Here is an 11149-nt window from a genome sequence, read left to right on the forward strand (position 1 = left end):
GTGCGAGGAGCGTATCGTGGGGCTGGCAAAGGAGATAGGAAAAAGCGGAGAGAGGGGGATTCGAACCCCCGGTACCTTGCGGCACACCGGTTTTCGAGACCGGCACGTTCGACCACTCCGTCATCTCTCCGAGGTTCAGGACGCCAACTTAGGACGGTGCCCTGCGAACGTGTATCGTTTTGACGTTTATAGCGTGTTGCAGGTTCGGACGAAAGGCAAAAACGGCCCATCTCTTTGACAGAAATGGGCTTATCGTGGGGCTCTGCACCGGTGATCTTGGCTGAAATCCTGATTCTACTCAATGCACATTGGTGTGAAAACGCCGATGCGCAGGTACCGGCGGTTGGAAATCATTGCTCTTCGCTCTTTAGGCTGCTTGCTGCCGCTTGCGCCTACTCTTCTTCCGGCCCAAGGTCTGCCGTTGAATGTCCGGGGGATTCTTCCACGGAAACCTTGGTTCTCCCCGACAGCCACATTGCACGAACAGCCGATGGTTCTCACAATGGAACGGTGCCCCTGTCTGGACACGGTTCACCCTGTCGCACTTCTTTATGTTTATGTCCGTGATTCATTCGTGTAACAAACACTGCAATGGTGCGATTCTTGGCAGGGCTTGCTGTGTGCGACGGCAAGCTGTCGGTTTGGGATTTGATGTCCGACGCTTTTGAATCGGTGGCTAAAAAAATCAGCGTGCAGCACAGCGCATTTGATCAATGAATACCTAATGGAGACCTCAACATGCGGCGATCTTCCGCGATGACATTTGCCTTGACCATTTTTTTGCTGGGACTGCTCTGTGGACGTCTCTGGAACGATGCGCCGACGGCATTTGCCGAGAATGCAGCAGCGGCAAAAGAGACGCAAAAATCTGCAAAGGACAAGGTCAAACAAAACGCAAAGCCGGCGCCGCCCGCGGAAGATGGCAAGTTGCGGATCATCTGCTTCGGCGCGCATCCCGACGATTGTGAAATCAAAGCAGGCGGCGTCGCGGCGCTCTGGTCGCAACAGGGGCATCATGTCAAATTCGTCGCGCTGACCAACGGTGACATCGGCCACTGGAAAATGGCAGGAGGCCCTTTAGCGCAGCGACGCAATGCCGAGGTCCAACACGCGGCCGATCTGTTGGGGATCACGACTGAGGTGCTCGATATTCACGATGGCGAATTAACGCCGACCTTGGAAAATCGACGTAAAGTGACGCGGCTGATCCGCGAATGGAAAGCAGACATCGTGATGGGACCACGGACGAACGACTATCACCCGGACCATCGCTACACCGGAGTCCTCGTCCAAGACGCCGCCTATATGGTAGCGGTGCCGTTTTTCTGCCCCGATGCGGAGCCGTTGGCAAAGAACCCAGTATTTTTGTATTACCCCGATCGCTTCAAGAAGCCGTATCCCTTCCAAGCGGACGTGGCGGTCGGCATCGATTCGGTCATGGACCGCAAAGTGGAAGCGTTGGTCGATATGGAGTCGCAATTTGTCGAAGGAGGCGCACTCGGTTCCGCTGATTTGATCGCCGGCGGCGAGGAACAACGTCAAAAGCGTCGTCGCGAAGTGCGGGACGCTTTCGAAAACCGCGACCGCAAAACGGCCAAGGCCTATGCGACGGAATTAAACAAATGGTACGGGGACCGCGCGACACCTTTTGAATATGCCGAAGCTTTCGAAATCTGCGAATACGGCCACCAACCGTCGCCGGAGGAACTGCGCAAGCTCTTTCCGTTTTTCCCGGAAGTGAAAGCACCGTGATTTGGATTGGTGGCTTTTTTTGCCACAGAGGACACAGAGGTCACAGAGAAAAAAGAAGCGATCTGGCTTGTTGTGTACCTTGAGTAATTTGAGTTCGCGAAGTGTTTGATTCCACATAGGACCATCGCTTTGCCATATGAGAGCCAGAACAAAAGTCCTCTGTGTTCTCGGTGATCTCTGTGGCTAAAACCTATAAGCAGAATCTATCCTACCTAGAAAGGTGCGTCGCGACGCACCCTACTTTTGTTGTTTGAGCAAGAAGGTTTGCAGGCCGGCGAGATCGTCGGTGTTGATGTGATCGACGCCGGCGTCGAATAGCACTTGCCAGACTTGCGGGTTTTCGGGGGTCGCCCAAAACCGGACCGTGCGACCGGCAGCGTGTGCTTTTTTCACGATCGTGTCGAGCTTCTCTTTTTCCGCAGCAGGGATGTCGCCATCCCCGTTCCAACTGAAATGCGTGCCCCAGCGGTCACTGATCATCGGCATCAAATGCGCGGGCGCTTGGGAATTTAAATCGGATAACCGTCCGTCAATTCCCGCGTGCCGTATCTTGTCGGCAGCGATGGCTTTCTGTGGACGATCGCCACTGATCACAATCGTCACCGCTCCGCGCTGAATCTGATCGCCGGTGACCGACGTCAGCAGCGGCGCGTATTTTTTGAGCAGCTTCCGCAATGCGAGGTAAGTCTGCTTGCCATCGTTTTTGAAGTCGATTAACAACGTGAATTCGGGCCCGTTGCGATAGACCCGGCCGCCGTTGTTTTTGATCCGTTCTTTGAGCGGCGCGAGGTACAACTTTTCCAACGTCCGCTCCGGGCGGAGTTCATCGCGGGAATGCCCTACGAGCAATTCGCCATCGACAAGAAACACGTCCGCTTCGACGCTGCAAAATCCATGCTTGAGCGCATCGCCCAATGGGACGTCGTGATGATAATCGTTGTGGGCGTGCGCTTGGGGGAGCGGCGTCACCTGGTCCGCCGCCGCCGCAGCATCCGCGGCAAACAGCAACAGGCACGAGAACAATGCGATGCGAAACATGGCGGTCCGTCTTTAAAATTGGGGACAAGCGATGAGAAAACTATGGGGAGTTGAGCATACCAAACCCATAGAGGCTCAACTAGCAAATTCGCCCGCGATTGCTGTAACAAATCGTCCGTTTGTGCGCTTGTGAAAATTAGATGAAGACGCACATTCCACACACAAGCACTAAACAGGACGGGTGAGCGATGGCAATTTTACGGTTTCTGGGACAATGGCTGGTGGTGGTCATCTTGTGCCTGCTCATGATCGGCATTCCGCTGCTTCGATTGGCCATTCATACCTATCAGGCTATCGTCACCAAGAGTTGGATTTCGCTGGGCTTTTGCGTAGTGCTGATACTGTTTTTTGCCTGGATTCTCATCACGACATGGTGGAATGTCTCGGCCAAAAACAGTCGGATGGGAGAGTAGCGGTGACCCGCTCGGGGATGAACTATTGTTCCGTGCCGTATATTCATGGTATGCTGCGTGCATTGTCGGTTGAGCGCGCGTTTCATAGACGCACCGCCATCGGCAGAGTCGACGTTTTCCGCTGCGGGCTGCCTTAGCATCAGGTGGTGTGGATGTTCGATATTCAGGGACGCACGTTTCGCAATTGCGACCGGGTCTCTCGCCGGGATGTGCTGAAAATCGGCATGTTGGCGGCGGGTGGATTGGCGCTGCCGGACTTGTTGCGCCGCAAAGCTCACGCGAAACGCGCCGGTAAAGACGTGCAGCAGACCGCCGTGATCCAAATCTTTTGCGGCGGCGGCCCCAGTCATATTGACATGTACGACATGAAGCCGCACGCGCCGGCCGAGATTCGGGGTGAATTCCAAGAGATCCCCACCAACGTCACCGGCTGCCGCATCAGCGATCAACTGCCACTCCAAACCCGCGTGATGGACAAATTCGCCATCGTGCGTTCGGTCGCGCATTCAACTCCGGCGCATGGGATCGCTTCGCAATGGATCCTCACCGGTCACAATCCCGGCCGCGTGACCACCGATAATATCTTCCCCGCCTGCGGATCGGTCGTCGCCAAGATGCGCGGCGCCAATCAACCGGGCTTGCCCGCCTATATGGCGGTACCGCGGAAAGTCTCGTTCGGCAACGCGGCCTATTTAGGGGCGGCGTATAATCCATTCACGACCGATCAAGATCCCGTTGCCAAAGATTTTCAAGTCAAAAATCTCCAACCCGTGCCGGGCATGACACTGGATCGTCTGGGGAATCGTCGGGAACTGCTGGCGGGCCTGGATACGATGCGGCGCGACGTCGATCTGCATGGCGATTTGCAGGGGATGGATACGTTCTATCATGATGCCGTCGACATGATCACCAGTGACAAAGCAGCTAAGGCGTTTGACATTCACAGCGAAGATCCCAAGCTGCGCGCCAAGTACGGACACACGTTCATCGGTCAAAATTGTCTACTGGCACGCCGGTTGGTCGAAGCCGGCGTATCGTATGTGACTTGCCTTTCGGGCGGTGGTTGGGATACGCACGCGAACAACTTCGCCAGGCTGAAAAAAGAGACGCTGCCACGCTACGACCGGGCGATTGCCGCACTGGTCGACGACATCTATGAGCGGGGGTTGGACAAGCAAGTCTTGGTGATGGTCTTCGGCGAGTTCGGCCGCACGCCGCGGGTGAACAAAGATGCGGGGCGCGATCACTGGCCCGGCGCGATGTCGATGTTGCTGTCCGGCGGCGGTTTGAAAGTGGGGCAGATGATTGGCGAAACCGACTCAAGCGCCGCCTATCCGATCAGCAAACCGTACACGCCCGGCAACCTGCTCTCAACGATGTACAGAGTAATGGGCATCGACGACAAACATCATTTCTACGACGGCAGCAATCGTCCCATTCCGATTTTGGGAGACGGTGGACCGATTCCTGAATTGTTGTAGCTGCAACGCGGCCAATGTTTACCAAGAATTCTACCGTCCGGGTCAGCCAGATAATTTTTGCATTTCACCGTCGGATCTGCGATGCTTTCCGGTGTTCGCCGGGAATTGAACCGGTGAGTCTTCCTTAGACCAGTGCTTGGAATCAAGGAGATGTGATCATGAAGCTGTTTGGGCTTATCGCGGCGTTCATGGCGGTGACGGGGATTTCGGTGGGGGCAATCAGTTCAACATCGGTCAACGAACCAGCGGCTGGGAGTTCCATCGCACCGGTGAGCGAGGTCGATTTTGAAGACGACTACGAACACTCTGAGAAAAAGTCGACCGGCGGTTGCGGTGAGTATTAGCTTCGATGATTGAAGTTCTGACCGCTCGCGCCTAGTGGAAGGTGCAGCACGCAACGACCCCGATTGCGAACCACCTTCAATGCGCAGCAGCACCCGTTGCGGTGGATTCTTGCCTGCACCGCTACAGGTTCTCCGTCCGCCCACAGGGAAGTGGGCTGCGGCAGATGGCTGCTTATTCAGACAATGCCGTTTATGCCGGTTCCCAAGTCGGTCGGCCAAGGTCGCGATCACATCAGGGCCTAAGAAGCCGTCATCTGTTGAGAAATCGCAACGGCGACAAGAAAAACGAGGTCGTTTTTGCTTTCGACCGTATGGTACAATGGCCTAAAGCGATGTTTTGACCTACGAGATGGATAGGTCGAAATACGAGTGCTTTGGTGCTTTGTATTGCCATTGATTCGGCCGAACAATAAGGATCTCCTTGAACGTGAGTACAGCGCATTCCGCATCGCCCTTTCGAATCATTCGACGCGTCGCCATGGTCTTGAAATGGGGCGTCGTCGCGAGTCTGTTGGCATTGGGTGTGGTCTCAATGGCAGCATACTTTCGCGATGCGGACCGATTGCAACAGGTGGCGAAGCAGGCAGTCGACGAACGCGAACCGGTCTCGCAACAGGTGGTGCAACTCGTCGATTATGTGGCGCATGACGTTCCCCGCGGACGGCCGGAGGTATATTTTCTCTCGCCGGTGTTTCAAGCGTTGAAACCGACAGCTTGCCAGGTGATCGACGAGGGAGGAGATTGTGCCTATAAGGCGCGGGCCTTTATCGTCTTGGCCAATCAATTGGGCATTGAGTCCTCGAAGCTCTGTTTGCACGACGCCAGCGGCGAAGCCCGCCATGCGGTCGCCCGCGTGGCGACAGAACGTGGGGATTACATCGTCGACCTATTATTCGGCATCTGTTATCGAAATGAGGATGGAACACCGATGTCCATCCCGTATATCGCTGACAACTTAGAGTCGATCATTGCCACGGAGGTCGACAGCGGAAACGAGTTGGCACGCAAGTATCCCGTTGAACGCTATCCGTTTGATGATGTGAGTACCATCAACTGGAAAAAAAGCGACTTCTGGAAATCGGCCTACAGTACTCTCAACGTGGTGATGAGCGAAGAACAGATCGCCGGGTTGCAACGCCCCTATTTTTCCGAAGAGCCGGCATTGATGGTGGCCTATGCGGCATTCGGTTGCTGCTTCATGATCGTAATCATCCCACCCGCAATACGCCGCATCTGGCGCTGGCGAAAGCACCGACGAGACGACGTTGCTTCAACGTCCACGGAATCAAAATCAACGGAGGGCTAGGTGGAAGTTGCTAGCGAGTGACCTTCGTCTCGTCTTCTTCCGTGAAATCAACCGTCCAGCCCCCGACCTTGACGACTTTGCCATCCATCGTCGCGTCTGCGGGAACAAAACCCGCGTCGCCAACTTCCAGCACCACACAATAATCCTGTTGTGGGCGGATTGTCTGCGGTTTGATAAAGATGGCGTATTCTCCTTGTACGTCTTTGTTTTTGCCATCGTCGTAAAAGTTTTTGGCGGCGCCGTCGTATGATTCGCCATTTGGCCCCTCGGTCATTTTCGGGATGCCGCCCCGCACCTCAACGGCCAATCCGGGGGTCAACACCGAGCCGCTGATCGCCTGCCCGTCGTTTTCTGCATACCACGTGGTGGCTGTGGCGTCGGGCTGATTTAGGAACCGTGCTGCCCAGCAATGGGAGAGGTCTTCGGCAACGTCCAAGCGGTCATAGACTATTACAAATTCTTTTCCAGCGTCGTTCGGCCGGAGATGCACAATCGTTCGTTTGGCTTTATCAACGTCAAGACGTTGAGTACTTCTGGGGTCGTCAGGTTTACTGCGGCCGATTCGCAATTCTGCGGAATCAACCGTGAAAACATGGTAGTCCTCTGTACCATGGTCTTCGGTCGGTTCAGGGCCGCGGTATGAGGGATTGGTTGTTGCATCCAACGGAAATTTTACCCGTCCCACCCACGGTTTTTTGGCAAATGGACCACGCAGGTGCACTCCGCCCCAGTAGGTGTTCCCTTGGTTATTCACTTCGGCTCGGCCACCAGTTTTCCAAATCATCGTATTGGCGGTCATCAATGTTTCACAAGAACCTTTGCGACCCGAGCCACGCATGATCAGTGGTTTGCCTTTACGGACAATATGCAATCCCCCCACGTCCGGTTCATACCGATGCGTGTCCATCGCACGCGTGAACATCTCAACGCACGTTGCGTCCGGTTCCCAGGATGAACGGGAGTGGCAGATATCGTCCCCCGCTAGATACTTGCCCAACTTCATCCGCGGAATATCCTTGGGGTGAATTGGCGGCAAGTTCATATCGCCTAACAGAAACAACTGAAATTCTTTGTACATTCCAGCCCCACCTTTTTCACCCAGCCAACGCGCTAAGCCTGCCATCTCTGGGTCTTGGTCGCGGTACAAACCGGTCTGCATCAGTAATATTTGAGATGACTTGCTACTGCCCAGTGCGATTCCCTCGTGCCAACGATACGCAACGCGGTGTGGCATCAGCCGGAGATAATTGTTGTCCGTGAACAGGTCGTCACCGGTGGCCGTGCTCCATGCAGCCATGAATTCCACAATCCAGTGATGGAAGTAAAATTCGTAGCCATCCATGACGCGATCAGTGTTCCAGCCGCTTTGAATCCCACCCGAATCGAGTGCACGTTGATTGTGGGAGTCGACCAATCCACCACGCTTTTCATCGTAGACGGGATAGATTCGAGCGTCCGTGTTATGCAACATCGATTGGTAGACGTATTCACACCACTCATCGCGCACACCGTCACCATGGAAAGCTAGTGCGATGAGACCACGCCATAAGTAACCTGCGACCTGAGAGGGATCATGAATGTCATTGTTGAACCATTCTGTGAATCCATTCTCTTTGGTCTCAGCTGGCCGCAGAGGGTCGATGATCGTCTCAGTGCTACCAGGTTCCGGCATCAGTATTCCGACACGTCGACATATAATATTCATCGCCTGCTCGCGTTCGGCATCCGTAAATAAATCGTGACACCAATCGTAGATCATCATCTGGAAATATACGTCTGCCGCGGCACCCGTTCCCTGAACTGTTGCCGGCAATCCCAGCAGATATTCCTTGGCCGCCTCGCCGGACGGTTTGTGGCCACTCATCGCATACACCAATGCCTGATATGCCATCGGCTGCCGTTTTGCAGCAAGTTTGTGAAGCATTCCATACCGCGGGTCTCTCAGTTTGCCCTCGATTTCTTCTTCGTGACCAGGAAGCAGAAACCGGGGGTGCTTCTCGCGGATTTTCAAGTTTTTCGGCGGAGGTGTGCGGAAAGTCCATTGCTTGCCATTCACTGTCAATGGATAGGGTTTGCCGTTCGTCGATGCCTGCGGCGGCTTCGATGTCGATACGGCTTTCCCGGCGGAGGAAAGAATTTCTTGAGCATACCCAAGGCTTTGGAGAGCAATTCCTTGGTTGCCGGTGAGCGCAATCCCCCCGCCGATCATCAATATTGTCACGCCAAGGCCGAGCCAGATCTTCATGAGATGCCGTTTCTGAAAGACGGACATGTTGGAACTTCCTATTGCGATTTTAGCTGACTCAGGTGGGGCGATTCAACGTGTTTATATTTCCAAGGGCAATTCAGTTGACCCAATGGCAATTGGGTTGGCGCGAAAACGACGGTGTTCATCGTTTCTCAAGAGGCCGCTGCCAGGGAGTTTGCTCATTGCGTTTCCAGCAGCTGTTCCAGACCATCTTCGCCTGAAAGCCAACTCGAAAAATCGTCAATATCAATCGCCACATGAGCTCCGTCAGTGGGGTATAGGTGGTAGCTATGCCCCATCACTTGGCAAATATTTCGAAAGTGGACAAGTTTGGGAACATTGCTCAATTCGATCATACTCGATTCGGGACGCATCCATATCGCGTTTGCCAATCCCGCGCCATGCTGCCCGATGACCAACACCGCCTGGTGGAACAGTTGGATTTGCTCTTGAAAGGACAGCTTTTCTAATTGCACGGTTTGCAGTTCGTAAGGCGATTGAATTCGATTCTGGAGCGATTCAACGAATTCCTGAAAGTTAGGAATCGATCGCCGCGACGCGCCTCCGCCTTTTTTGGTGGCTTGATTCACGAAGTACGATTCCGGGGGAAGTCGCTCAATGAGCAAGATCTTATTCGGAGAGGCAGTAGAATCGATGTCGAGTGTCGTCAAAACGTGACTGGTGAACGACTCAAGTTCTTGTCTGCTCAGACGCATGAAAACGGGATTCATGCCGTTCAACGGACGACACGTCAGACCGTCGGTGTCATGATCCTTGCCAACGATCTTGACCCGGTCAGGAAACAACAACGGCAGACGCTCAGTGAAAATCCCAAAGTCTCTCAAGCTGAATTTGGCGTTGGGGGAGGCCGCTTGGAGCGTTAAGTGCAACGGTAAACAAAGATCGAATATGAAGTGGTAGTAGTGCTCGACATTGTTCACCGGTTCCAACAACTGCTCGGTTCGGTGGCTCAATTGGCAGATGTTACGGCGATTGCGTTGAACCAAGTACGCGCGCAGGCTTTGGAGGAGCGTATCGGGAATGAGGGATTTGAGGATGTTTCGCATTTCAGGGGATCGTCCGGAACAAAGGCGATCGTCGCCAAGTCCTCATGCATATCGTCGACGGATGATGTCCAGAATCGGTTGCATTTCGGGCTCTAAGACTCCTTATGCGACCTTCAGCCTTCCTGGTATGGTCCGAAAGTGTTCGAAGTTTAGCATATCCACAAAGCGTGTGAGCTGCGTAAATCAATATTTGCGGTTGATGCCGATATCGCACAAATACCGGACACCTGTTGATTCTTTAGCGGCTGTTTAGTGTCGTTTATCCTTGTGAACAGGGTTTGATTGACCTGACGTAGCCAAAAACTTTCCCCGTTTACACTCATGCTGGTAGAAAAAGGTGGGGGGATTTATTCATTTACGTGATTCATGTTGCGTTCGGGGAGAACCGCTGCCCATACTGAATTCTCATGTGGTATTCGGCGTTTGAATATTTGAAAGGCCTCCATGAAGCGAGTCAAAGAGTTTGTGCGTCAGTCGATTCGGTCAGCTGGATACGATCTGGTGCCATTCAAACCAACCCATATGGGGGAATCTCCACTTCACGACATTCATACCTTGATCGGGCCAAAAAAATCCCTTCTCATTTTTGATGTTGGAGCAAACTTCGGCCAGTCCGCTCGAGAATTCAAAGGAATGTTTGCAGATTCGTCGATCCATTGTTTTGAGCCTAGCCCGAGTACATATGCTCAATTGGAAAAAAATTGTGCAGCGTGGAGGCTAAAAGACGTCACCACATGGAATAATGGTGTGGGGTCCCAGAATGCGAAATTGACCCTCCTTGAAAATGAAAAACCGGACATGAGCTCATTTCTGAGTCCGGATGAATTCTGCGATGGTCAAATAACCAAGAAGTCCGAAGTGGATGTGATTACGTTGGATGAATTCGTTGCGAAACAAGACATATCATTCATCGACATACTGAAGACGGACACGCAGGGCTATGACTCAGAAGTTCTCAAAGGTGCCGAGGGATTGTTGCGCGACGGGCGTATTGGAATGGTACTCACAGAAGTGATCTTTTCAAAACAATACGTGGGGAGTGCACCATTCGATGAAATGTTTCGCTTTCTCACAGAACGGGATTATTCTCTTGTCGCTTTTTATAAACAGCATTTTCAGAAGCGGCTATTGAGTTGGACGGACATGCTTTTTATCAACAAGAAATATATGGAGGGAACGGTTCAGGGTAGCGACGCACAAGGCTAATGCCCCAGCTGCGCGTCGATGATTCAATCGAACGACAAGACGCGGAAAACGTCCCGGCGATCGAATCCTGCAGCAACCACGGCACAGATTCAACCGTCCCCCAATAGACACTCAGGCAGCCAAAGCGTCGAACCCCACCTCCTGCACCATTTCATCGCCAAAAACGGAATTTTCGGAACCGCTCTCGGGTCCGCTTCGAATTCCCGGCAATCCTGCTTGCACCTTCCAACTCGGTGTCGAATGATGTGATTGTGGCAAACGTCTGTCTAAATCGGCAGGTATACTGAGTCAATA

9 protein-coding genes and 1 tRNA gene are annotated in these 11149 nt (G+C 53.4%); 6 read left to right on the plus strand and 4 right to left on the minus strand.

What is annotated here, in order from left to right; translation table 11 throughout:
• Positions 1–45 precede the first annotated feature (45 nt).
• A tRNA-Ser gene (locus Mal52_RS09105) sits at positions 46–130 on the minus strand.
• A gap of 608 nt (positions 131–738) precedes the next feature.
• Here Mal52_RS09105 and Mal52_RS09110 point away from each other — a divergent pair.
• Positions 739–1752, plus strand: coding sequence for a PIG-L deacetylase family protein (locus Mal52_RS09110; protein WP_197534770.1), 1014 nt, complete (start codon positions 739–741; stop codon positions 1750–1752).
• A 237-nt stretch (positions 1753–1989) separates the two neighbouring features.
• Here the strand turns inward: Mal52_RS09110 and Mal52_RS09115 are convergent, their stop codons facing one another.
• On the minus strand, positions 1990–2790 hold the full coding sequence (locus Mal52_RS09115; RefSeq protein WP_145375551.1) for a phosphatidylinositol-specific phospholipase C/glycerophosphodiester phosphodiesterase family protein: 801 nt from the start codon (positions 2788–2790) through the stop codon (positions 1990–1992).
• Between the two features lie 188 nt (positions 2791–2978).
• Here Mal52_RS09115 and Mal52_RS09120 point away from each other — a divergent pair, with 188 nt between their 5' ends.
• From Mal52_RS09120 to Mal52_RS09135, 4 genes are all read left to right on the plus strand, one after another.
• Positions 2979–3203, plus strand: a complete 225-nt coding sequence (locus Mal52_RS09120) for a hypothetical protein (RefSeq protein ID WP_145375552.1) — start codon at positions 2979–2981, stop codon at positions 3201–3203.
• Between the two features lie 152 nt (positions 3204–3355).
• Positions 3356–4684: a DUF1501 domain-containing protein gene (locus Mal52_RS09125; protein WP_145375553.1), complete on the plus strand. Its 1329-nt coding sequence runs from the start codon at positions 3356–3358 to the stop codon at positions 4682–4684.
• Positions 4685–4842: 158 nt separating this feature from the next.
• The gene (locus Mal52_RS09130) at positions 4843–5028 is read left to right on the plus strand and encodes a hypothetical protein (protein ID WP_145375554.1); all 186 of its coding nucleotides are present in this window, start codon (positions 4843–4845) and stop codon (positions 5026–5028) included.
• A gap of 427 nt (positions 5029–5455) precedes the next feature.
• Positions 5456–6334 carry a transglutaminase-like domain-containing protein gene (locus tag Mal52_RS09135; RefSeq protein WP_145375555.1) on the plus strand — a complete coding sequence of 293 codons (879 nt, stop codon included), beginning with the start codon at positions 5456–5458 and terminating at the stop codon, positions 6332–6334.
• Positions 6335–6344: 10 nt separating this feature from the next.
• Here Mal52_RS09135 and Mal52_RS09140 read toward each other — a convergent pair whose 3' ends face one another.
• Together Mal52_RS09140 and Mal52_RS09145 are read right to left on the minus strand one after the other, a co-directional pair.
• Positions 6345–8606 carry a hypothetical protein gene (locus tag Mal52_RS09140; RefSeq protein ID WP_145375556.1) on the minus strand — a complete coding sequence of 754 codons (2262 nt, stop codon included), beginning with the start codon at positions 8604–8606 and terminating at the stop codon, positions 6345–6347.
• Positions 8607–8761: 155 nt separating this feature from the next.
• The gene (locus Mal52_RS09145; protein WP_145375557.1) at positions 8762–9649 is read right to left on the minus strand and encodes a glycosyltransferase family 61 protein; all 888 of its coding nucleotides are present in this window, start codon (positions 9647–9649) and stop codon (positions 8762–8764) included.
• A 444-nt stretch (positions 9650–10093) separates the two neighbouring features.
• Between Mal52_RS09145 and Mal52_RS09150 the strand changes: the two genes are divergently transcribed.
• Entirely contained in the window at positions 10094–10855 is a 762-nt protein-coding gene (locus Mal52_RS09150) for an FkbM family methyltransferase (protein ID WP_145375558.1), read from the plus strand.
• Positions 10856–11149: the final 294 nt, after the last annotated feature.

It is taken from the genome of Symmachiella dynata (assembly GCF_007747995.1).
GTDB lineage: Bacteria > Planctomycetota > Planctomycetia > Planctomycetales > Planctomycetaceae > Symmachiella > Symmachiella dynata.

What these genes read in the sequence shown, in the direction of transcription:
- Mal52_RS09110 (WP_197534770.1), top strand. Translation starts at nt 739, where the DNA reads ATGCGGCGATCTTCCGCGATGACATTTGCCTTGACCATTTTTTTGCTG.
- Mal52_RS09115 (WP_145375551.1), bottom strand. Translation starts at nt 2,790, where the DNA reads ATGTTTCGCATCGCATTGTTCTCGTGCCTGTTGCTGTTTGCCGCGGAT.
- Mal52_RS09120 (WP_145375552.1), top strand. Translation starts at nt 2,979, where the DNA reads ATGGCAATTTTACGGTTTCTGGGACAATGGCTGGTGGTGGTCATCTTG.
- Mal52_RS09125 (WP_145375553.1), top strand. Translation starts at nt 3,356, where the DNA reads ATGTTCGATATTCAGGGACGCACGTTTCGCAATTGCGACCGGGTCTCT.
- Mal52_RS09130 (WP_145375554.1), top strand. Translation starts at nt 4,843, where the DNA reads ATGAAGCTGTTTGGGCTTATCGCGGCGTTCATGGCGGTGACGGGGATT.
- Mal52_RS09140 (WP_145375556.1), bottom strand. Translation starts at nt 8,606, where the DNA reads ATGTCCGTCTTTCAGAAACGGCATCTCATGAAGATCTGGCTCGGCCTT.
- Mal52_RS09145 (WP_145375557.1), bottom strand. Translation starts at nt 9,649, where the DNA reads ATGCGAAACATCCTCAAATCCCTCATTCCCGATACGCTCCTCCAAAGC.
- Mal52_RS09150 (WP_145375558.1), top strand. Translation starts at nt 10,094, where the DNA reads ATGAAGCGAGTCAAAGAGTTTGTGCGTCAGTCGATTCGGTCAGCTGGA.